The 23,289-nt window shown below is 36.0% G+C and carries 21 protein-coding genes; 15 read left to right on the forward strand and 6 right to left on the reverse strand.

Translation table 11 applies throughout. The features are described from left to right. Positions 1 to 48: 48 nt before the first annotated feature. Positions 49 to 1,971, forward strand: coding sequence for an asparagine synthase (glutamine-hydrolyzing) (gene asnB / locus AC623_RS20540; protein ID WP_049666894.1), 1,923 nt, complete (start codon positions 49 to 51; stop codon positions 1,969 to 1,971). Here the strand turns inward: asnB and AC623_RS20545 are convergent, their stop codons facing one another. Further along, positions 1,972 to 2,823, reverse strand: coding sequence for a C39 family peptidase (locus AC623_RS20545; protein ID WP_053104203.1), 852 nt, complete (start codon positions 2,821 to 2,823; stop codon positions 1,972 to 1,974). Between the two features lie 365 nt (positions 2,824 to 3,188). Between AC623_RS20545 and AC623_RS20550 the strand changes: the two genes are divergently transcribed. Beyond that, positions 3,189 to 4,337, forward strand: a complete 1,149-nt coding sequence (locus AC623_RS20550; RefSeq protein ID WP_082174579.1) for a D-alanyl-D-alanine carboxypeptidase family protein — start codon at positions 3,189 to 3,191, stop codon at positions 4,335 to 4,337. Positions 4,338 to 4,485: 148 nt separating this feature from the next. On the opposite strand, the gene AC623_RS20555 is transcribed toward AC623_RS20550, so the two are convergent. The 3 genes from AC623_RS20555 to AC623_RS20565 all read right to left on the reverse strand — a co-directional run bounded on the left by AC623_RS20555 (position 4,486) and on the right by AC623_RS20565 (position 7,328). Continuing rightward, on the reverse strand, positions 4,486 to 5,904 hold the full coding sequence (locus AC623_RS20555) for a sensor histidine kinase (RefSeq protein ID WP_082174580.1): 1,419 nt from the start codon (positions 5,902 to 5,904) through the stop codon (positions 4,486 to 4,488). Then, positions 5,904 to 6,611: a response regulator transcription factor gene (locus AC623_RS20560; RefSeq protein ID WP_049666899.1), complete on the reverse strand. Its 708-nt coding sequence runs from the start codon at positions 6,609 to 6,611 to the stop codon at positions 5,904 to 5,906. Before AC623_RS20560 ends, AC623_RS20555 begins: the two co-directional genes overlap by 1 nt. A gap of 78 nt (positions 6,612 to 6,689) precedes the next feature. Beyond that, positions 6,690 to 7,328, reverse strand: a complete 639-nt coding sequence (locus AC623_RS20565) for a YwmB family TATA-box binding protein (RefSeq protein ID WP_197091029.1) — start codon at positions 7,326 to 7,328, stop codon at positions 6,690 to 6,692. Positions 7,329 to 7,594: 266 nt separating this feature from the next. Here AC623_RS20565 and AC623_RS20570 point away from each other — a divergent pair, with 266 nt between their 5' ends. From AC623_RS20570 to AC623_RS20605, 8 genes are all read left to right on the forward strand, one after another. Next, positions 7,595 to 8,515 carry a plastocyanin/azurin family copper-binding protein gene (locus tag AC623_RS20570; protein ID WP_049666901.1) on the forward strand — a complete coding sequence of 307 codons (921 nt, stop codon included), beginning with the start codon at positions 7,595 to 7,597 and terminating at the stop codon, positions 8,513 to 8,515. A 168-nt stretch (positions 8,516 to 8,683) separates the two neighbouring features. Beyond that, a complete protein-coding gene (locus tag AC623_RS20575; RefSeq protein WP_049666903.1) occupies positions 8,684 to 9,355 on the forward strand; it encodes a C40 family peptidase in 672 nt (223 codons plus the stop codon). 163 nt (positions 9,356 to 9,518) lie between these two features. Continuing rightward, a complete protein-coding gene (locus tag AC623_RS20580; protein WP_049666904.1) occupies positions 9,519 to 10,226 on the forward strand; it encodes a cytochrome c biogenesis CcdA family protein in 708 nt (235 codons plus the stop codon). A gap of 423 nt (positions 10,227 to 10,649) precedes the next feature. Next, on the forward strand, positions 10,650 to 10,937 hold the full coding sequence (locus AC623_RS20585; protein ID WP_049666905.1) for a metal-sensitive transcriptional regulator: 288 nt from the start codon (positions 10,650 to 10,652) through the stop codon (positions 10,935 to 10,937). A 96-nt stretch (positions 10,938 to 11,033) separates the two neighbouring features. Continuing rightward, positions 11,034 to 11,237 carry a copper chaperone CopZ gene (gene copZ / locus AC623_RS20590; RefSeq protein ID WP_049666906.1) on the forward strand — a complete coding sequence of 68 codons (204 nt, stop codon included), beginning with the start codon at positions 11,034 to 11,036 and terminating at the stop codon, positions 11,235 to 11,237. A gap of 151 nt (positions 11,238 to 11,388) precedes the next feature. Then, positions 11,389 to 13,806 carry a heavy metal translocating P-type ATPase gene (locus tag AC623_RS20595; RefSeq protein ID WP_049666908.1) on the forward strand — a complete coding sequence of 806 codons (2,418 nt, stop codon included), beginning with the start codon at positions 11,389 to 11,391 and terminating at the stop codon, positions 13,804 to 13,806. Between the two features lie 127 nt (positions 13,807 to 13,933). Beyond that, positions 13,934 to 14,566, forward strand: coding sequence for a YdhK family protein (locus AC623_RS20600; protein WP_049666910.1), 633 nt, complete (start codon positions 13,934 to 13,936; stop codon positions 14,564 to 14,566). Between the two features lie 246 nt (positions 14,567 to 14,812). Beyond that, positions 14,813 to 16,315, forward strand: a complete 1,503-nt coding sequence (locus AC623_RS20605; RefSeq protein WP_049666911.1) for a multicopper oxidase family protein — start codon at positions 14,813 to 14,815, stop codon at positions 16,313 to 16,315. A gap of 658 nt (positions 16,316 to 16,973) precedes the next feature. Here AC623_RS20605 and AC623_RS20615 read toward each other — a convergent pair. Further along, entirely contained in the window at positions 16,974 to 18,332 is a 1,359-nt protein-coding gene (locus tag AC623_RS20615; protein WP_049666914.1) for a DUF4062 domain-containing protein, read from the reverse strand. 547 nt (positions 18,333 to 18,879) lie between these two features. Between AC623_RS20615 and AC623_RS20620 the strand changes: the two genes are divergently transcribed. Genes AC623_RS20620 through AC623_RS20630 form a run of 3 tightly spaced genes read left to right on the forward strand, consistent with a single transcriptional unit; the run spans position 18,880 to position 20,645 of the window. After that, positions 18,880 to 19,227, forward strand: a complete 348-nt coding sequence (locus tag AC623_RS20620; protein WP_049666916.1) for a helix-turn-helix transcriptional regulator — start codon at positions 18,880 to 18,882, stop codon at positions 19,225 to 19,227. A 3-nt stretch (positions 19,228 to 19,230) separates the two neighbouring features. Further along, a complete protein-coding gene (locus AC623_RS20625; RefSeq protein ID WP_049666918.1) occupies positions 19,231 to 20,013 on the forward strand; it encodes an ImmA/IrrE family metallo-endopeptidase in 783 nt (260 codons plus the stop codon). Beyond that, positions 20,013 to 20,645, forward strand: coding sequence for a hypothetical protein (locus AC623_RS20630; RefSeq protein ID WP_049666920.1), 633 nt, complete (start codon positions 20,013 to 20,015; stop codon positions 20,643 to 20,645). The genes AC623_RS20625 and AC623_RS20630 overlap by 1 nt, the downstream gene beginning before the upstream one ends. Positions 20,646 to 20,823: 178 nt before the next feature. Here AC623_RS20630 and AC623_RS20635 read toward each other — a convergent pair whose 3' ends face one another. Beyond that, positions 20,824 to 21,381 carry a recombinase family protein gene (locus AC623_RS20635; protein ID WP_049666921.1) on the reverse strand — a complete coding sequence of 186 codons (558 nt, stop codon included), beginning with the start codon at positions 21,379 to 21,381 and terminating at the stop codon, positions 20,824 to 20,826. 582 nt (positions 21,382 to 21,963) lie between these two features. Here AC623_RS20635 and AC623_RS20640 point away from each other — a divergent pair. Together AC623_RS20640 and AC623_RS20645 are read left to right on the forward strand one after the other, a co-directional pair. Then, the gene (locus tag AC623_RS20640) at positions 21,964 to 22,785 is read left to right on the forward strand and encodes a ParA family protein (RefSeq protein ID WP_049666923.1); all 822 of its coding nucleotides are present in this window, start codon (positions 21,964 to 21,966) and stop codon (positions 22,783 to 22,785) included. After that, positions 22,751 to 23,155 (forward strand): hypothetical protein, encoded by a 405-nt coding sequence (locus AC623_RS20645; RefSeq protein WP_049666925.1) that lies wholly within the window; start codon positions 22,751 to 22,753, stop codon positions 23,153 to 23,155. The genes AC623_RS20640 and AC623_RS20645 overlap by 35 nt, the downstream gene beginning before the upstream one ends. Positions 23,156 to 23,289 lie beyond the last annotated feature (134 nt).

Genomic DNA, 23,289 nt, shown 5'->3' on the forward strand with positions numbered 1-23,289 from the left:
CAACAGGTGAAATTTTACTTTTAAATTGCAAATAGGTAGGTGCTTTTAATGTGTGGATTTGTTGGTTGTATTTATCATAAACCTAAAAAAATGAATGCAAAATCAGAGAGTAAATTTAGAAAAATGAACTCAATTATTACTCATAGAGGGCCTGATGACGAAGGGTTTTATTTTGATGAATATGTTAATTTTGGTTTTAGACGATTAAGTATTATTGATATTGAAAGTGGACATCAACCCCTGTCCTATGAAAATGATCGATATTGGATTATTTTTAACGGAGAAATTTATAACTACATTGAGATTCGTGAGGAATTAGAAGACAAGGGGCATAGGTTCTCTACTAACTCTGACACTGAAGTCATCATTGCTCTTTACAGTGATCTAAAAGAGCAATCCGTAAGAAAGTTAAGGGGTATGTTTGCTTTTATGATTTGGGACAAAAAAGAGAAAACATTATTTGGAGCAAGAGATCACTTTGGTATTAAGCCCTTCTTTTATTCAGAACAAGAAGGTATGACTTATTTTGCTTCAGAAAAAAAGAGTATTTTATTAGCACAAGACAATGATCTTAGTTTTGATTATGAGTTGGACCATGATTCGTTACATCATTACCTTAGTTTCCAGTACGTTCCTGAACCTGATACGATGACAACTTTAATTAAAAAATTATCTCCAGGTCACTACTTTTTAAAAAAACCAGGACAAGCAATGGATATCCATTGCTACTGGAAGCCTAATTTTCAGCCAGTAAAATCCTTTGAATTTCAAATTGCTTCAGAAATTCGTGAAGTCCTCACTGATTCTGTAAATGTGCATATGCGTAGTGATGTACCTGTAGGTGCTTTTCTGTCCGGTGGAATAGACTCATCATTCATTGTTTCTTTAGCAAAAGAAATTAATCCTAAGTTAAAAACGTTTTCCGTTGGTTTCGAGAGAGAGGGGTTCAGCGAAATTGATGTAGCTCAGGAAACAGCCCAATCCTTAAATTTAGAGAATATTAGCTATGTGATTTCACCTGAAGAATTCCTAAAAGAGCTTCCAAAGATTATTTGGCATATGGATGACCCCTTAGCAGACCCAGCAGCTGTGCCTCTTTATTTTGTAGCACGCGAAGCCAAAAAACATGTAACTGTTGTTCTGTCAGGAGAAGGGGCAGACGAGCTATTTGGAGGATATAACATTTACAGGGAACCTCAATCTTTGCGTTTATTTAACTATATGCCTGCTTCGATGAAATACTTGTTGAAAGCACTAGGCCGCATGTTGCCAGAAGGGTTCAAGGGTAAAAGCTTTATTCAACGTGGAATTACTCCTTTGGAAGAGAGATATATTGGTAACGCAAAAATATTCGAAGAGCAGGAGAAAAAGTTATTGCTTAGGGATTATGAAAATTATTTAAGCTATACCAACATCACAGAACCAATTTATAGTCAGTCAGCAAATTATGATCCTGTCACTAAAATGCAGCATCTTGATATTCATACTTGGTTAAGAGGAGACATCTTGTTAAAAGCGGATAAAATGACGATGGCACATTCCCTCGAGCTGAGAGTTCCTTTTTTAGACAAAAATGTTTTCAATGTGGCGTCAAAGATTAGTGCGAATAAAAAAATAAAAAATAATACAACAAAGTATATACTACGAAAAGCCGCCGAAGGCATCGTACCAGACCATGTATTAAATAGAAAGAAGTTAGGATTCCCTGTTCCTATTCGCCATTGGTTAAAAGGAGAATTATATGAGTGGGCTTCCCTTTTAATCCGCTTAAGTGAAGTCGATTATATCTTTGATAAACAAGAAGTTTACTTGTTATTGGAGGAGCATGTCACGAACAAAAAAGATAACAGTCGAAAACTCTGGACCATTCTTACATTTATGATTTGGCATCAAATTTATATAGAGCGTGCCTACGATTTTGATTATTTATACGAAAATCAGAAACCACAGAAGAGACAAGCCTTCTCTTAATTAATCTTTTGAATAGGTGATAGCTTGTCTTCCCATTTGCGCCCAAGCCTCAATAAAGTCTGGTTTGGGTGCTTTTTTATTTTTGTTACCTGTAAGTGGATCATTAAAGTAAATATAATTTTTATCATAACCAGTAATTAGTACCGAATGCTCTCGATAAGTCATTCGTATTTTGCCTCTTGTAGTATTCCACGTATCAAATTCTTCTGGGTGTAATTTGCTATACCGGGTGTTTATAATAATCCACACTGGAAATCCATTAGATACGGAAATTTCTATTTCGTTAAACTCCTTCCCAGTAAGGTCTATAATTTGAGTAGGCAAATACTTCTCAGCCAACTCTTTGATTGGCTTATGATATACCCCATAACCTGGATTGTTTATATTGTACATATCTCCCACAAAACCTACATTTGGATTTCCGAAGAATATTTGTCCATTTTCCATTTGAAAAGGAGTAGGATCTTTCTTTATTCGTTTTGCTAACTCCATTTTTTCTACATTGACTCCTGCATACTGCAAAAGCATAGAAAGACTAGTTACTTCACATCCTCTTGGTAACTCGGGTAATTGAGATACGAGAGGAGCATTTAACAATATTTCTTCCTCCTTTACAAACTGATTTTGAAACGGTTCTTTTCTCTCTTCAGTGGGCTTAGCCTCGGTTCTTATCTCCTGAACAAATTTTCTTACCTCTGGAGAAAGATATACACTTAAACAAAATAGGAAAAAGAAAAGAAGAATATAAGCTAAAATAAGCTTTTGAAACCTTTGAGGAACCTTGTTAAGTAACATTAATGAACAAAGAAATAGTGCAAAAAAAGACGTAAAGAAAATAAGAAAATTATTCATAAGTCCTTCCTTAAAATATTGTATTTAATGCTATTGAGGATAAAGGAATATTTTGAAGGAATTAAGGAGAAACTAAAATTTTTAACGGAATGAACTTATTTGATATAAACATTATGGTAAGAAGAAAAGATTCAAACATACTAATGTAACCCTTAAATATTGATAAAAGAAGAGTCGGTTTTACAAATTAAAACCTGAATCAATGTATAATAAATCTTCATTTAAAATTTTTTAACATTCTTAAAATTATATTACATCCTCATATATCTACTCCTTCTCCATACAATCTTCATAATTTTCAACTAAAATCATACAGAACAAACAACGCGTTGAAATAGACAAAAATATTTATAGTAGGTGTCATTGTGAAGAGGATTGTTTTAATTTTGTGGGTGATTTTATTAACAAATGCAGTGACAGTGTTAACAGTTTTTGCTCAATCTAATTCTCTGTCTACTGATTTAATGAGCGAATCAGCAATTTTAATGGATGCAAAATCAGGAAAAATCCTGTATGAAAAAAATACCGAACATCAAATGTATCCAGCTAGTATCACCAAGATCGCGACAGCTATATATGCAATTGAAAATGGGGATTTAGAGGACATAGTGACAGTAAGCAGGAAGGCCAGGGAAGCGGAAGGTACGAGGGTTTACCTTGAAGAAGGTGAGCAAGTCCCTCTAAAGAAATTAATTCAAGGGCTGTTAATCAACTCAGGTAACGATGCTGCTGTTGCAATAGCGGAACATTTGGAAGGCAACGTAGAAACTTTTGCTTTCAAAATGAACGAATATTTAACTGAAAATATAGGTATTACTGATACAAATTTTGAAAATCCACATGGTCTTTTTGATCCGAATCATGTAACAACTGCTGCTGATATGGCTAAAATCACTCAATACGCTATGGATAATAAAGAATTTAGAAAGATTTTTGGCACGGTAAAGTTAAAATGGGAAGGAGAATCGTGGAATACGACTCTTTTAAACCATCATAAATTAATGAAAGAAATTCCATATGAAGGAGTAACCGGTGGGAAAACAGGCTTTGTTAATCAATCAGGTCACACCCTTGTAACAACAGCAAAAAGAGGAGACTTATATTTAATTGCTGTCATTTTAAAAGCCCCCTCTTCAACAGCCGCCATTAACGATACAATCCAGTTGTTAGATTACGGATATGATAATTATAAAGGGTTTAAGCTTACCAAAGGGTCTACCTTTCATACAAAACAAGGTAAAAACTATGAGTTGACTAAAAACTTATATTATACTCTTTTGAACGGGGACACACTAAAGGGACGAGTGACAGGGAAAGGATTTTTGCAAATTATAAATCAAGAAAAGGAAGTGCTCACTTCTATACAGTTAAAAGAGGAAGGGGCTGCAGATGATGCTGAATCTGAAAAGCACTCTCTAAATAAGGTCAGCAAGTTATATATAGGATTTTTAATCGCAATACCACTTATTTTAGGCCTTACCGTAAGGTTTTTCACCCGATTTCGCGAAAGTTAAGTAATATGGATATTCAAAAGAATAGACTATTAAAAAATAAAGGCGGGCAATTCTTCAAGAATTGCCCGCTATCTTTTTAATTAATGCATAACTTGATGAAATTTTATAAGCGATCATAATATCCCAAACCTATGGTCTTGTAGAATGATTATTGATTCTCATTTTGTGCTACATCGATTGGTAAAGATAAAATGAATTCAGTACCTTTTCCAACCTTACTGTTAACCTCTATATTTCCTCCTAACATCTTTACGATTTCCCGTACAATAGCTAACCCTAATCCCGTTCCCCCCATTTCTCTTGAACGGGACTTTTCTACACGATAAAAACGATCAAAAATCAATGGTAAATCTTTTTCTGGTATTCCTGCCCCTGTATCCTTTATAGATATATATACGTTATCCTTTTTGCTCCATGAATTAATTTGAATATATCCTTGATTCGTATATCTAATGGCATTCTCAACAAGGTTTGTTATGACTTGTTCCAGCCGCATTCCATCTGACAATAGCATAGGCATCTTATTTTTAGAAGAATAATTTAAGGCTAAACTTTTCTCTTTGGCTTTTAATTTTACTCTGCTTAATATACCCTCAATTAATTCTTCAACATCAATCCACTCTTTATATAATTCTATTCTGTTTTCTTCCATTTTTGACAATTCAAACAAATCATTGATTAGGATGACCAACCTAGAAGATTCATTCTCGATAATTTTCAGGTAATCCTCTTTCTCTTTTTCATTTTCATAAAGGCCGTTTCTTATAACAGAAGCATATCCGGAAAGATAAGATATTGGTGTTCTAAGCTCATGTGAAATATTTGCTAAAAATTCACTTCTATTCGTTCTGTAATCTTTTAACTCTACCGCTAAATCATTAATTGCCTGTGCAAGTGAACCGACTTCATCCTCAGACACTTTCTCAATATTTACATTTAAATCACCCTTAGCAATTCTCCTTGTTATTTTCTCCATACCAATCAACGGGCTTGACAGCTTTTTTGAAAGAAAATAGGTAAATCCTAAAGCTAAAATGAGAGCACCAATAACTGACAGAATCAAGTATTCTCTTATCTGATGTGTAGATTGATGAAGAGCATCTACAGAAGAGAAGACTAATACTCCTCCCTGAAAGTGGTTATTTCTTATTAGAGCTCTTCCTGACATAAGAAAGTGACTGTTGTTAACAGGGTCTGTATAATTTTGATGGATCTTTTTATTATTCCTAAGTGATCCCAATAATTTTTGGTCTAAAGTATCTCCTTTGGAATATTGAGTTATATTTGAAGAAGTGAGCACCTTTCCCTTGTTATTAACGATTACTATTTCTGTATTAGTATGATTAGCTAATTCTTGATAAAGCTTTAATTCGTTTTTATTATTTAAATCCCTTAGAGAGGTAATAATATCTGCTGATACCTCATCAATGTGAGTATGAACTTGGCCATAATAAAAGCCAGTGAATATACGATCCATTACATAACCTAAAGGAATTAGAATCACCATGAATAGAACCATAATAGTAGCCCCAAGCTTTATAACTATGCTGTTAGATCTTATCTTCATTACGATTCATCCGCTTTCTGAAATGTATATCCAACCCCCCAAACGGTTTTGATTGGGTTAAAAGAACAATTGGCTTCTTTTAATTTTACGCGTATATTTTTTATATGAGTGTCAACTGTTCTAACATCGCGGTCATCATCAATTCCCCATACATTATCTAATAAAAGTTCTCTAGTAAATACACGTTGAGCCTGAGATGCTATGAGCCACATTAACTCAAATTCTTTTGGTGTAAATTCTACAGATTGACCATTTACTATAACCTTTCGGCTTTCTTTAACAATCGTTAGTCCATCCTCACTAATTAACTCTTCTTCCTCTATTCCTTTTCCTTTATTAATACCAGATCTCCTTAATAAGGCATAAACGCGCGCAGCTAATTCCTCAAAAGCAAACGGTTTAACCAAATAATCATCTGCTCCTAATTCAAGCCCATGAACTCTATCTTTCACTTCATTTCGAGCTGTTAACATTAAGATAGGCGTTTGATACTTTTCCCTTATTTTTTTGCATAATTCCCATCCGTTTAAGTAGGGCATCATAATATCCAGTATAATTAGATCAAAATCTTGTCTATTAATATGTTCTAAAGCTTCATATCCATCACCAGCTTGCACAACTTCATACTTTTGGGATAAATGAATCCGTACAAGATTTAACATATTCCATTCGTCATCTACTACTAATATTCTTTTCTTTATTCCCATGGGTTCCTCCGAGAGTATATAAATGATAAGAGTGATTTTTTAAAACTCCTAACATGTTGGAAACATTAAAGGGAGAGATCAGTATTCCGTTGTGATGATAGGGGTTCCAACTGTCACATTTAATTTATCATTACTTGGATTAAATCTCATAGCAATTTGTAAATTCATTTTTTTACTCTCATCCAAGTTGATGCTATTATCCCATTTAGTAGATAGACCGGAAAAAGAACTAAAGTCGTCTTCTACCAAGCTCTCTATTTCTGTAGCAGATAGATTCTCCATCAATTTTTTTGTGTTTTTGACTAATTCTCTTTTTCCAATACTCGTTCCGTTTGACTCGCCCTTAATACTATAAAAGCTAGATTCTTGATTAGCTGGATAATCAATTTTCGCAAGAATTGTATTGATATTTTCACGATTCCATTGGTAGCTTTTTACTTCGTTTGCCACTTCGATAGTATAACTATCGAAGTTGTTTACACCGGTTATAATAATACGATGTACGAAGTGTTCCTCCTTGCTTTTATAAACACCTACTAATTTTAAATGATGATTGACATCCTCAATAGAAGACCACTTATAACCTGTATTTTTCTTTCTTATTTTATTTGTCTTATTATAAAATTCTTTCTCACTTTTTGCTTCTCCAATTGATTGTCTACTATAGACACTCCATTCCTTCACAGTATAATTTTCATTTTCGATAGCTTTTGCCATTTCGTATAATTCCTCATGATCTGCACTTTTTACGATATTTACTGAAAAATAGATTGATAGAATAACACATAGGGTCAATATATACCTCATTTTACTCACTCCCCTCTTCCTTGATTAAATCTTTGACAGAAAGAAAGAATAATATACTTCTAACCAGTCAATCTGTTAAAGAGGAATGTTATGCTTTTCACCTAGCTCTAACAGGAATGGACTAGCCTTTCTTTTTTAAACATATAATTCATTAAATAGAGCTAAGGAGGAAAAAAATGAGTTCTTCATTAATCATCATGCTTGTTTGTTCCATATTTCTAATAGCTATGGTAATGGCTATCCCTCTAAAGAAAAATTACAAGGTATCCCAAATGGCAGGAATGATGGCTGCTATGTCAATAGGGATGACTCTAGGTTTATTGGCAGGCACAATTCTGGGAGTAATTTTTAAAGGAGACCTTTTTCTATCTACAGTAATAGGAATGGTTATTGGTGCAACAGTAGGGAGCATTGCTGGTGTTCCTTTCAATTCGTATGCACTAATAGATGGTGGCCTATCTGGGGTAATGGGAGGAATGATGGGCGCAATGCTGGGGGAAATGATTGCTCCTGGACAAAGTGAAATAATGATAAAAATTCTGTTTACACTATTTGTATGTAGTCAATTTACAATATTTTATATTTTAAATACAGATAATTCGAAAGAAGCTAAAGGACGATCTCTGGGATTTTATAAAAATCCGGTGTTTATGGCTATCGGAGTATTGAGTTTCTTTTATATATTTAACCAGCTCCCTCCTCTGCTCGACTTTGATGGATCCATGGTAAAACAAGAAAGCCAAGGAGGGAATCCCCATCACGCAGAGAATCAGAAGATTTTAATATCAGCTACTGACTATTCATACGGTCCTAATTCACTTAATATCGATTCGCAACAAATAGTCACTTTAAAGTTAGTGAATGAAGGAAAAGTAGAGCATGATCTCGAAGTTGTCGGTTTAACAGCTGAAATCATGAAGAGTAATGGTGCACATGAGCATCAAAATAAACAAAATTCCATTGTTCACATACATGCTAAAGCTGGAGAGGAAGCAGAAATAACTTTTAAACCATTAGAAAAAGGACAATTTTCATTTTATTGTACTATTCCTGGGCATAAAGAAGCTGGGATGGTAGGAACCGTTGATATTTCATAATTAGCTAAATTTTTTCTTGAACTAAGTAAAACTTTCGACACATCTGTTATATTTCTGCACAAATTCTACATTGTTTTTTAATGCAAACGTAATGCTAGAAATACAAGGGTGAAATGATAGAATGATAAACTCTCTGTAACTAGAAATTGGGTTACAGGGGGAAATCAAGTGAAGAAAATGATCGTTGCTTTGACTATGGCTGGCACAATCTTTAGTATGCCTATTGTTAGTAATGCAGCTCTTGGGGACCAGACATTAAAAATTGGAATGACACATCAAGATGTAAAAGAGCTAAAAGAGGCTTTGAAAGAAAAAGGATACTTTACGTCACCAACTATCACCACCTATTTCAATTCAGAAACAAAAGCAGCTGTTATGAAATTTCAAAAGGCGCACGGAATATCTGCCGATGGCATTGTAGGTAAACATACTCTTCAGCTTCTTGGTACAACTAATAAAAATAATATCCCAACTTCAACCGCGAATGTGGACAAACTAATTATTGAAGCTAAAAAACATATGAATGTACCTTATGTTTGGGGCGGCTCCACACCTAAGGGGTTTGATTGCAGCGGATTTTTAAATTATGCTTTTGAAAAAGGAATAGGGGTAGATTTGCCGAGAACTGTTGCTGATATTTATAAAAAAGGACAAAAAGTTTCAAAACCGGCAATCGGAGATTTGGTCTTTTTTGAAACATATAAGCCAGGAGCATCCCACGCGGGTATATACTTAGGAAACAACCAATTTATTCATAGCTCATCTTCAAAAGGAGTAAGTGTCTCTTCCATGAATAACAGTTACTGGTCTAAGCGTTATCTTGGAGCAAAAAGTTATTAATAACGAGAGGTTCAAAAGTATATATTTTCAAGAAAGAAGCGGTTAATATCACTTTTGGACAGGTTTTATAGATTTGATACTAAACAACGATAACAGCGGCTAAAAAGCCGCTGTTTAGTATGTAATACGCTTAAAAATGTCAATGGAAAGGCAGAGGTTTTCATTGGATGATATCAACTTGTTTTTAGCGTTTGGAGCAGGCTTGCTCAGTTTTATTTCTCCCTGCTGTTTGCCTCTATATCCTGCATTTCTTTCATATATAACCGGTATGAGCGTCGACGAATTAAAAAACGAGAATGCAATGCTTCAAAGAAGAAGCATTTTGCATACATTGTTTTTTTTATTTGGCTTCTCCATTATATTTATTGCGCTAGGATTTACCTCTTCATTTATAGGAAAAATGCTGTTTCAATACCAGGATTTAATCAGACAAATAGGCGCTGTTTTTATCGTGTTCTTTGGTCTTGTTGTTACAGGAATTCTTCAGCCCAAATTTATGATGGCAGAACACCGGCTCGAATTTAAAAACCGGCCTGGAGGCTATCTAGGATCGGTGCTAATTGGGCTCGCTTTCGCTGCCGGTTGGACACCTTGTACTGGTCCTATTTTAATGTCTGTTTTCGCACTTGCTGCAAGTAATCCAGGGGCGGGCTTGTTATATATGATTGCTTATACGCTCGGGTTTGCTGTTCCATTTTTTATTCTATCCTTCTTTATCAGCCGTATGAAATGGATCCGAACACATAGTGGAGTCATTATGAAAGTTGGCGGCTATATCATGATTGTCATGGGAATCATGTTGTTTTTTGACTGGATGACGAAAATCATTATTTACCTAATGCCGTTTTTTGGAGACTTTACCGGTTTTTAAAGGAGAGATAACTAGTGAACAACTTAATCCTTGTGAATTAATGTGCTTCATGGCAGCTTCTGCTGAGGAAAAAATATCGATGATAGGGTATTGGCTGAAGAGCACGTACAAATATATCAGAAGGGGTACTTTGTCGCTAATTAGTGGTAAAGTATCTCTTTATTTGTAGTAGCTATTGTTATAGCGTTTTTGACTTTTATGGGAATGAATGCATAAACATTGTAGAAAAGGGTAACCTCTTATTGAGAATAAGAAAGAATTTCACTTTGTTTACATCCTTAACCACCTCAAAACAATGTCTTACTCAAAGTCTCGTTAAAAAAGAAGTTGGGCGGATAAAGTAAAAATTGATTATTGACACAATTAAACGCAGTTGATAATATAGGTATACGGGGTATATGTATGTAGAGAAGGGTGTGTATCATGCAAGAAGCAATGAAAACAACGGTCCAGCCAAATAAACAACAGCTTCTTAACCGTCTAAAGCGTATTGAAGGGCAAGTGAGGGGCATTCATCAGATGGTCGAGAGTGATCGTTATTGTGTGGATGTCTTACATCAGATTAGTGCTATCCAATCAGCCATAAATAAGGTTTCTTTAGCCTTGTTGGAAGACCATACACACCACTGTGTAGCGAATGCTATTAAAGGAAATGATGGTGAAAACGCCATAAAGGAATTGATGGATGTCATGAAAGTGATGACAAAGTAAGAAACCATTGTTAAAAATGATTTTTTATTTATCATTCCTAATACCGTACAATGGTATAGTATAGGGAATAATAAATTAAATAGGAGGTTGTTAAAAATGAAAGAAACGTTAAAAGTACAGGGGATGTCATGTAATCATTGTGTCAATTCAATCGAAGGGAGTGTTGGCCAGCTTGCAGGTATTTCTTCCGTAAATGTCAATCTTAGCAAGGGTGAAGTAACTGTTGAGTTTGACAACCAGCAAACAACATTAGATAAAATTAAGGAAACGATTGAAGACCAAGGTTATGATGTTGTCTGATTTTCGCGCATCTTTTAAGAGAATTTAGTTAATAAACAGTTTTCTGCTTACACAATGTGGGAGGAGAAAGCAGTGGATAAGATCGTACCTTCAGGTATGATCTTTCTTTTCAAATAAAATATACCCCCACTATGTATAGGAGGGATTTAGAATGGCAACTGAAGAAAAGACGCTGCAAATTAATGGGATGACGTGTGCAGCCTGCGCCAATCGAATTGAGAAAGGACTTTCGAAGATAGAAGGTGTCGAGGAAGCAAACGTGAACTTTGCATTGGAGCGTTCGACGATCATCTATGATCCAACAAAAACAAATGTGAATGATTTTAAAGAAAAAGTTGAAAAGCTGGGCTATAGTGTTGTTCAGGAAAAGATGGACTTTGATATTTCTGGTATGACATGTGCAGCTTGTGCAACAAAGATTGAAAAAAGAATCAATAAGATGAAAGGGGTTTCTAATGCGAATGTTAACTTTGCCTTGGAAACAATGACAGTCGAATACGATGATCAACAAGTAAAACCTTCGGAAATGATTGAAGCTGTTAATAAACTAGGATATGAATTAATTCCGAAGCAAGATAATAAGGAAAAAATTGATCATAAAGAACAGGAAATCCGAAAGCAATCTAGAAAATTTTTGTTCTCACTCATCTTGACGATTCCATTACTGTGGACGATGGTTGCACATTTTGAATTTATGTCTTTTATCTATCTGCCGCATCTACTCATGAACCCATGGGTACAGTTAGCATTAGCGACCCCAGTACAATTTATTATAGGGGCCCAGTTTTATAAAGGGGCCTACCATGCTTTAAAAAATAAAAGTGCGAACATGGATGTACTTGTGTCTCTTGGCACAAGTGCTGCGTATTTCTACAGTATCTATTTGGTTTGGGAATGGGTGAATGCAGGTGGAATAGGAATGCCTCAACTTTATTTCGAGGCGTCTGCTGTTATCATTACACTCATTGTGCTCGGTAAGTTATTTGAAGTGCGTGCGAAAGGAAAAACAAGCCAGGCCATTCAAAAACTGCTTGGTCTGCAGGCAAAAACAGCACGTGTTTTAAGAAATGGAGCTGAAGTAGAAGTTCCGATTGAAGAAGTTAGAGAGGGAGAGACCCTCTTAGTGAAGCCGGGTGAAAAAATACCAGTGGATGGTGAAATTCTAGAAGGACGTTCAGCGATCGACGAATCAATGATTACAGGAGAGAGTATTCCGATTGATAAAGTAGAGGGTGACACCGTTATTGGAGCCACTATTAATAAAAATGGTTCATTGAAAATAAAGGCGACAAAAGTGGGGAAAGATACGGCACTGGCGCAAATCGTTAAAGTGGTTGAAGAAGCACAGGGATCTAAAGCAGATATTCAGCGTTTAGCTGATAAAATTTCCGGCATCTTTGTGCCAGTGGTAGTAGGTATCGCGGTTATTACTTTCTTCATTTGGTATTTTATTGTGACACCGGGTGATTTTCGTTCGGCTCTTATCCCAACAATCTCAATTTTGGTTATCGCTTGCCCTTGTGCACTCGGTTTGGCTACACCAACTTCGATTATGGCCGGTTCGGGTCGAGCTGCTGAAATGGGGCTTCTCTTTAAAGGAGGAGAGCATTTAGAAAACACCCAATCAATCGATACAGTGGTCTTAGACAAAACAGGAACAGTCACAAAAGGAGAGCCTGCATTGACAGATGTTTCAGTAACAAATGATTTTGAAGAAGAGGAAGTTCTTCAATTGATTGGTACCGCTGAAAACCAATCCGAGCATCCTTTAGCGCAAGCCATTGTCAATGGTGTAAAAGAAAAAGGCATCGCGCTTCTTAAAACTACTGAGTTTGAAGCATTGCCAGGCTATGGAATCAGGGCGGCAGTGAATAACAGGGAAGTGTTGGTCGGAACAAGAAAATTAATGAACCAACACAATGTGGGAATCAAGGATTTGGGAACATTAATGGAAAAGCTGGAGAACGAAGGAAAAACATCCATGCTGATTGCAGTAGATAGCAAAATTGCCGGTATTGTCGCAGTAGCCGACACTGTAAAGGAAACATCTAAAGAAGCCATTGCTCGGATGCAGGATCTCGGTCTGGAAGTCATCATGCTTACTGGTGATAATCAACGTACTGCAGAAGCTATTGCTCAGCAAGTAGGTGTGTCAAAGGTTATTGCAGAGGTTTTACCAGAGCAGAAAAGTGAAGAGGTCAAGAAACTTCAAGAGCAAGGCAAGAATGTAGCTATGGTCGGGGACGGTATCAATGATGCTCCAGCCCTCGCTACAGCAAATATTGGAATGGCCGTCGGAACCGGTACAGATATCGCCATTGAAGCAGCTGACATTACACTAATGCGTGGAGATTTAAACAGCGTAGCAGATGCAATTATCATGAGTCGAAAAACAATGCGAAATATTAAGCAAAACTTATTTTTCGCTTTCTTTTATAACACTATCGGGATACCGGTCGCGGCAATTGGCTTATTAGCACCTTGGGTAGCTGGTGCAGCAATGGCATTTAGTTCTGTATCGGTAGTTTTGAATGCGTTACGTCTTCAGAAAGTTAATTTAAAGAAATAAAGAGGATACAAATGGGTGACGGGATAAATAACGGTTCTATTTTTTATTGTGAACCTGAGCGTCATCCATAGTTTCTGCACATTTATTTGATAAAATGTTCTTTAAATGCTGAAGGAGGTTTTGGATAATGAAAAACAAGAAATTCTTATCATTGGTCGCCACTTTAGTTATGGCACTTGTCTTATCTGCTTGTGGCGGCAAGGATGAAGCAGAGCCCGCTAATAATGAAAATGCCGAAACAGAAACAAACAAAAATGCGGAAAACCAAAACACAGAAACGGATAAAAATATGGAGGAAGACCATTCAGGCTCACATGGACAGATGAATCATTCAAGTTCGGGTGAAGTACCGGAAGATTTAGCTGTTGCAGAAAATCCAACTTATCCAGTCGGCAGCGAAGCGGTGATAAATGCTAATCATATGCCTGGAATGGATAAAGCAGTGGCAACCATCGACGGGGCTTTCGATACAACGGTCTATTCTGTTACCTACACGCCAACGACTGGCGGTGAAAAAGTAGAAGATCACAAGTGGGTCATTCATGAAGAACTTGAAGGCGCAGGAGATCAGCCGCTCCAACCGGGAGATGAAGTCGTATTAAATGCGGATCATATGGAAGGAATGAATGGAGCTACAGCTGTCATTGACTCGGCAAAACAAACGACCGTGTATATGGTAAGTTATACAGATACCAAAACGGGAGATGAAGTGAAAAACCATAAATGGGTAACCGAGAGTGAACTGTCACCGATTAAATAAATTTAAGTGTATTTCATTGTAAAACATTAAATCCTAGCTGTTCATCTATGTTCGTGAGCAGCTGGGATTTTTGACGCTGAATCCTATACACCTACCAGTATCGGTATAAACACAACCGAACAACCGAATAAAAATGGGCCTTTCAACGATACTAATAATTGTTTTCGATAAACGTCATTTATAAAATACGGTAGTAGGTATATTAAATGTTTTCCACTAACGCTCTTTAAAGGAGGTCACACACATTTGAAAAAAATTGGTTTGACGGCAGTTATAATTGTTGTTTTAATTCTAGCCGGAGGATGGTTATTTATGAGGAGTATGGGCATGGGAGGAAATATGCCTGGTATGGGAGGCAATGACCGTGGTCGAGGCGGTGGTATGATGAACGGTTCGGTAGAAGACATGAAGAATAAAACATATCCAGAGGGTGAAAAACCTTTGCCTATTCCTCCGATTTTGAAGGATGAAAACCCTGATCCGAACAAGGCCGAATTTAGCCTTGTTGCCCAAAAAGGATCGATGGAATTTTTAGAAGGAAAAAAAACAGATACATTCGGGTATAACGGCGATTATCTAGGACCGGTTATTCGTGTCAAAAAAGGAGAGGATGTATCTGTAAAGATTAAGAATAAGCTAGATGAAGCCACTACCGTTCATTGGCATGGCCTAGAAGTGGATGGCAAGCAGGACGGGGGGCCACATAATGGTATCCAACCTGGAACAACATGGAATCCAAAATTTACGATTGAACAGCCCGCGGCCACTTTATGGTACCACCCTCATCTCCTTGATAAGACAGGTGAGCATGTATATAAAGGGATGGCAGGTTTATTTTTAATAGATGATGGGGTTACGGAAAAATTGGATCTTCCAAAAGATTATGGAGTAAATGATATCCCCCTAATTATCCAGGATAAACAGCTAGATGAGGATGGCCAATTCGATTATGACCTTAGCATGCATGATGTCATGATGGGACTTCAAGGTGATACGATTATGGTAAACGGAGCGATCAATCCATATGTAGAAGTTCCAAAAGACAAAGTACGATTGCGTTTGCTGAATGGCTCAAATGCCAGGATTTATGAATTTAGATTAAGCAATGGGCAGGCATTTTACCAGATTGGTACTGACGGAGGCTTACTCGAGAAGCCTGTGGAAATGACCAAACTCGTCCTGAGTTCTGCCGAAAGGGCTGAGTTGATTGTTGATTTCTCGCAATTCAAAGAGGGAGAAACTGTAGAACTGACCGATCAGGGAACTCCATTTATGAAATTTGTTGTGACTGATAAAAAGAGTGGTCCATCCGAAATTCCATCCCAATTAACTGAAATTCCAGAGGCGGACCCATCCACAGCTGTCAGGACGAGAGAATTTATTATGCAAGGCATGGGCAACAATGTTAGCATCAATGGGAAGCAAATGGACATGAACCGTATTGATGAAGAGCTTAATCTTCATGATACTGAAATTTGGGAGATTTCAAATGAAGAAATGGGAATGATGGGAGGAAATCAAGGAATGGCCCATCCATTCCATGGTCACGGCACTCAGTTCCTGATTCTAGACCGTGATGGCAATCCGCCGCCAGCAAATGAAGCTGGCTGGAAAGATACCATCCTTGTTAGACCAGGAGAGAAGGTTAGGGCAATCGCAACCTTTGACCACAAAGGGCTCTTCATGTATCACTGTCACATTCTTGAGCATGAGGATGCGGGGATGATGGGGCAGTTTAAGGTAGAATAAAATAGTATAGGTTAGCCATACACAAGGTCAAGGTAGAATTGCCATTTTTAGGGCGCAATTGAATAATTAGCACGAAAAGCCCGCTATCATTCCATATTGTAGAACGATAGCGAGCTTTTTTATCCGTTTTGGACGTAGACTACGGAGAACACTTTTTATTTATCATAAACAGCCAAATACACAAAGTTGTTTTATATTGAAATCTTAGATTGTGGAAAATAGAAAATCGGGTGTAATTAAAATTAAGGCTTTTAATTACAATAAAGTTGGAATAATAGCATATTAACCTATTCGTTTCCCGAAGGAAAGAAATTAACTAAATAGCATTTATTTTGAATCTGTATATCAAACTTTGATCACTATGTTAATAAGGGTTTATCTTTACTACGAAATGAGAGTGAATTTTTTAGGCTCCGCTTAACACACGCTTAAAGATATAATATGTAATTAGTCGATGTTATTCTCTTCACAAAATCGTTCGCAAAAGTACACTTTTGCGAACGGTTGTTTTTTGACCAAAAAAGGCTTTTTTTCACGTTCGTTTAAGTTAGAAAAAACGTTTGCGAACGTTCTCAATTTCTTATCCATCTTTACGAACGTTTTTAATAAAATAAATATAGAACAGGGGTCGTTCTTCCGGAGAACGCCCCCCAACAACTCATTCCTCACGGATAATTAAAGGGATAATAATTTCATCTTTTTTAGTGTATTCTTCACAAATGATAGATACCTTAATCTCGCATTCTCCAGGCTCTTTAGGTACAAGAATATAATCTTCTACACAATCTCTATATCTTGTATGAAGTAACTCTTTACAACGAATCGTAATGATATTATCATCTAACCAACTTATAAGATTTTGATTAGAACGTGATAACCCCTTAAGTAATTTTGAATTCAGTCGATTATTTGGTTCGATAAAACCTGAAACATGGGGCCAATTATTCAACAGAGAAGCTACTCCACCAGCGCCTAGATCACCATTGATTTTTTTCTGATAAAGTCTCTCAGCCTTCATCCAGGGATTCTCAGTTACAGCAGGTTTAGAGGGATAAGGGAAATCCTCCTTCACACCCTCTAAAACCAAGACAGAGTCGGGGAATTCGATATCAACATAAATACCATTCCCTTTTGCTTCCCCCTTATTGTAAAGAGAAACAGCTATATCTAATCCCATTAAATCTACTGCCCCGTTAAGTTTTAATTCTTTATTGTATTTCTCTATTTTCTCAGTATCTTTTTCTATAGATGCATTAAAATTCACGATATCGTCGCCAGTTACAAATTCAAGTAAATGATCGGGAATATCAGGCATCATCACTTCCCTTGGAATTGGAATAGAATGTAATCTCAAGTCTTTCTTATATACTAGTTCAATAGATTCTTTGTCATTTAATTTAACCTCAAATAGAGGTCCTTTATTTGCTTGACTTTTAAACTGCTCCAGCTCGGCTTGCAATGCTCTATTTTCCTTATTTAATACTGCCAATTCTTCCGCAACCTTAGGAGACGCAGCTTGATCACCACGCACCCAACCAACCCTTGGATGAGTAGAAAAAGAAGTAGCTAAACTAGTAGACACTTTATTTGCCAAATCCTCTGGATTACTCCAGAATCTGCATAGTTTGTTTGCTTTTGCCTTATCTACAAACTTATCCAGCTTTTCTTGTATCTCTGCTGAGCTCTCGCGTTCGAAAGTCTGAGTTGCAACATCTCTATCTCTTATAAAAGCTAAAACAGGAATACCTTTCTCACGTGCATAATCATATTCCTTTTCCGTGTAACCTATACCATCTGGTGCAAGAGAACCATATCTATGCCCCAAAATTAGAACATAATAATCACTTTTATCGATAACTGAACGTATATGAGTCCATTGATCATCGTCTCCTGCTGGGAAGACCTCCATACCTGCAGGAAACTGCTGAAGATCCAAAATAGTTTCTAACACTTTCCGTCGTGCTTCCTTTAAATCAATATAGGTAGAACTAATAAACACCTGATATTTTTTGTCCATAATGTCCTCCTATTAAGTAAATATTACTAACAATTATTTCAAAGCTTCCGAGTTTACACAATCTTTTATTAAATTAAATGGCCCGATTGCTGAACAAAGTTAAAAAAGCACTCTTTATCAAAAAAACAATCTGTTGATAATTACGTAAACCCTTTATTTGTTCCAAAACTCGTCAAATACACAACAAATTATGGACAACACTGAATTGACCTGTCAAAGTCATTTTAATTTGACATGCCCTTCTAAAAGTATAAAACCTTATCTAGATGATCAAAGGTATATCCTGTCTAAATAAGTAGGTTATTTAGCATTTGGAACAATCTTCAAGTTATCAGGTTGTATTTTTAAGGATAATTAAATTACAAATGAGTACAAAGAATATAAAATCTTTTGGGTACAATAAATTTTATAAGACGGATTAAATTCAATTTGAAAGTGAATTAACATATTAAGTTTTTTTGTAGACGTCTACACCTTTTTGGTTTTTTTTAGTATACTATTATTAAGAATAACTTTTAATTCTATTGTAAAAGGAGTGATTCTTATAATGAACAGAAATGAAATGGTTATAAATAAAGTCCGTACTTGGTTGGAAGAGAATGATAAATCATATCAATGGTTAGCTAATCAAATTGGTGTTAGTAAATCTTTAATGGGCCATATTCTTAACGGTAATCGTCAATTTTTACCTAATAGGATGATACAAGTTGCTGAAGCAATGGGTATAACAGTTGAAGAATTAATAACGCCTGAGCACAAGAAGGAAAAGCCTTATACCCTTCAATTACGTGGAAAAGCTGATTCGCGAATTACACAAGATCATCTAAAAAATATGATGTTTGCCATAGAAGATTATCTTCGAATTCAAAGAGCGAATGAATTTTTAGGGGAATAAAAAATGTCCAAACGTAATTATCAATCTGAACAAACTCAAACGGCTGAAAAAGTAGGGGAAGCTTTTGCTCATCAAGTATTAAGTGAACAATTTGGAGCAGAAGTATTTATAGGATCTAGTATAGAAATTAAATTACATGCACTGGCTCATGTAATTTATCAGGACGTTCCTGAAAATGAGTATTCCGGAGCAACTATTACTTATGATACAGGTGAAATATTTGTTGCATTAAATACTCATCAACCTTTACGTCTACGTTATTTTACTGCTGCCCACGAATTGTGGCATGTACTAAGAATTAAGGATATGATCGACAAAGATATAGATCAAGAAAGGGCAGCAGATCGCTTCGCCGCGGCTCTTATGATGCCAGCTCCTCTCATACGTCTCTTGTGGGGAAATCTGGTAAAAGGGGTAAAGCCTGAGAAGGCTATTATAATGGTTGCTGATATGGCTTCTGCACCATATGAGGCGGTAGCTCGTCGAGTTCATGAGCTGGGACTACTATCTAAATCCGACCAGAAAATAAAAGACTATAAAGACGACCAATGGATTGAATTTCGGAAAAGCTTTCACTTTCCGAAAAGTCCTCTTGATTCTTCCCTTCCGTTTACAAATTTCACCGATTACGAGAGAATTATTGAAAAAGAAGTTGAAAATGGTGAATTAAGTTTACTTGAGGCGGCTACTAAGCTTTCAAGGGTTTCTCACGAAAGGGCTAAAGAATTTCAAGAAGAAGCTATAACCTCACTGACTTCTATTGAATTAGAAGAGGATGCAGATTGATGGAGAAACGATTGGGGAAAGTATTTATTGACGCAAACATAATAAACTATGCAGCTGTTTATCAGAAACACGATGTATTTGCATGGATTAATGATTTGTACGAAACAATTTATATTCACTCAGCTGTATTAGCCGAGCTTCTAACAAATAGCGAAAGGGCTCAACAATATATCAATGAAGGAAGATGGTTATTATTTGATCCTTTAGATCAAAATTGTTTACCTGATGATAGTCGTCCAATTTATGAAATGTATGCAGATATGGTGAAGGATGGATTCGATCGTTTAGATCAGAAAAAAATTAAGGAAGGTAGGTCTCTCAAAAATACTAGTAATAGAGGTGAAATCGAATCGCTTGCAGCAGCGTTATTTCTGTCAGCTAATATTATATGTAGTAATGATTATGATATTAAAGAAGTAATCTTTGATGAAAATTTAGCTATCTCTCCTAGTGAAGAAGACGAACCTCAACTTATTATTCAAGATAATGTCGAAGACTTTTGCTGTTTATGTGTTCAATACAAAATAGCTTTAAAGAAAGAAGTAAGAGGCTTCTTTAAAATTGCCCATGCTAATGATAAAAAATTAAAACAAAAACTAGATCTATTAAATCAACGATTAGAAGAGATCTAGAGTTATATATTAGGGTTATTATGTAGTAACCTCATTGATAAGAATAATTGTTGGATACTGACAGAGCCTGATTTCTTGTTTAAAAAGTGAGGAGTTGGGCTTTTTAACTTTTAAATTCTTAGTAGATTACAGGTTGCCAGATAATTTTTGGTCAAACTTTATCTTAAAGCCACAATCTCTACTGGATTTGCTCCTTTTTTAGTGCTCTATATAATGTTGGAGCGGAAACCCCTGTCGCTTCCTGAATTTCCTTCACAGACATCCTCTTAGAATGATACAAGGCAATAGCTTGATTTAATTTTTGTTGATTGACTTTAGGTCTCCCCCCTTTACGCCCCCGAGCTCGGGCTGCTTTTAGCCCAGCCATGGTTCGTTCACGTATGATATCTCTTTCAAATTCGGCTAACACTGATAACATTCCAAACATTGCTTTACCTGCAGCTGTACCGGTATCGATTTTATCTTGAATACTGACAAATTCTACTTCTTTTTCACGTAGTTCATCTGCAATCTCAATTAGGCGTTTGGTGGATCTGGCTAAACGATCTAATTTGTAGACCACAAACTTATCCCCGGCACGTAGCATCCTCAATGCTTGTTTTAATTCTTCGCGGTCATCTTTCGCGCCGGATACTTTCTCTTTGAAAATTTCATCGCAGCCAAATTCATTTAGAGCATCTAATTGTAAATCTAATGACTGATCAACTGTGCTGACCCTTGCATACCCAATTATCATGAAATTTTCTCCCTTAAGTAATTTTCTTCTCTTCTATTCTATCAAAAACATTCCTTTTAGACATATAGATTTTGACATAAGTTTTGATATGAAATTCCTTAAATTTTGAGGAGATTTAGTTATCAATTTGATTTCTCTCAAAAACCATGGTTTTTGAGAGAAACAAACAAGAAATATTTCTTTACTTAAACAGATTAAACCTACAACTTATAGGTTTAATCTGTTTAAGTGACTTGTAACAATTTTCCTTTCCGCTCCTTGACCCATCCCCTCCTTTTTATAATATGCCTAGCTAGTTTTATAACTTGATTTAAGTAACCACAATAAAAACCTGTAAGTTATAGGAGTAAGTAAAAGTAATAGACATTTCTTTATGAGTAATACCCTATAGAATAACAATTGAGAAAAGAAAATTATTCGCGGTACAGACAACTAGTAATGATTCATAGAAGGAAAAAGAAGGGTGGAAATCGAAGAAGTAAATAAGATATTTCTGTAACCTGTAGGTGTAAGTAATAGAAAAAACTATATAATTCTATCTCTTTATAAATAAAAAAATAGAATTAGAGAGGATGAAGGCGGATGCAGAAAGAACAGAGAAAGAAAGGAAAAGCAGATGTAATTACCTTTGGTATTTCCAAAGGAGGATGTTCAAAAACAACATCTTGCGGCATTACTGCTTATTTATTGAGTAATGAATACAAGGTACTGGCTATCGACATGGACGGACAGGGGAACCTTACACAGTTTTTAACAAGTGAAGACGAACTTTGTCATGTATTTGAAGAAAAGACTATTCTCGAAGCGATGAAAGAAAGGAACATAAAAAAATACATAGTGGAAGTTAACGAGAACCTTCATGTTGTGCCTTCCAATGATTACCTGGCCTTGTTTGCTCGTTATCTTTATACAGAAGTAAAAGGAGAAAACAAAAACTTAATACTCGCTAAAACCTTGGAGCCAGTATTAAACGAATATGATTTTATTTTATTAGATACACCACCAGCTCTCGGAGAATTAACGATCAACGCCATTTCGGCTTCCGACTATGCGGTTATCATGATGGACGGATCGAAGTTTTGCTTGGACGCGATTCACAAATTTATTGAAATCTGTGTAGCTTCAAAAGAAAATGGAAATCCAAATTTAGAGGTTGCGGGTATTCTTTTTTCAATTGTAGATCCACGGGTAATCGATACAAAAGTGATGGTGCAAGTGGTGGATGAAGATTACCCTGGATATCGCTTTGAAACCACCATTCATCGGAGAGCAGCTACTAAGCGTTTGGCCATTTATGGATTCGAGCATAACCCTGAATTGAAAAAAGGTGTAGGAGAATACAAATTATTCGTGGAGGAGTTGAAACAGCGTGTCAAAGCAACAAGACATATTCAACAGAGTTAAAAAGAAAACAGGGGCAAACACCTTTATTGAACAGATGAATGACAATCAGTCAGAGCAAGAATTAAAGAAGGCAGATACGTTTGACGAGTTTATTCAAAGTCTCAAATTTGAGGAAAAAGAAAAGCAGAACAAAAAAAGAGTAACTGAGACACATGTTTCACACACTATCTATATAGAAAAAGAATTAAAGGAAGCGATGGATCTCCTAGCAGAGATATCCGAAAAGGGTTGGAAAACACGTTTTTTGAATGGTTTAATTCGAAATGGGTTGGCACCCTATGTAGATACACTAGAAAAATTACATGAGGCAAAAGAGCAGGAGAGAAAGCTTAAAGAAAAAATAAGAAAAGAATTAGAAGAGCTAAACTAACAGGCAAGGTTGTCTTTGCCTGTTAGTTTTTATTAATTAAACCTATAACCTGTAGGTGTAAATGTAAATAATAAGTAATGCTCTTTAAAACTTGTTAAATTTCAGTAGGTAAAACCTTCACTTTTGATCCGTTA

It is taken from the genome of Bacillus sp. FJAT-27231 (assembly GCF_001183975.1).
Lineage (GTDB): Bacteria > Bacillota > Bacilli > Bacillales > Domibacillaceae > Pseudobacillus > Pseudobacillus wudalianchiensis.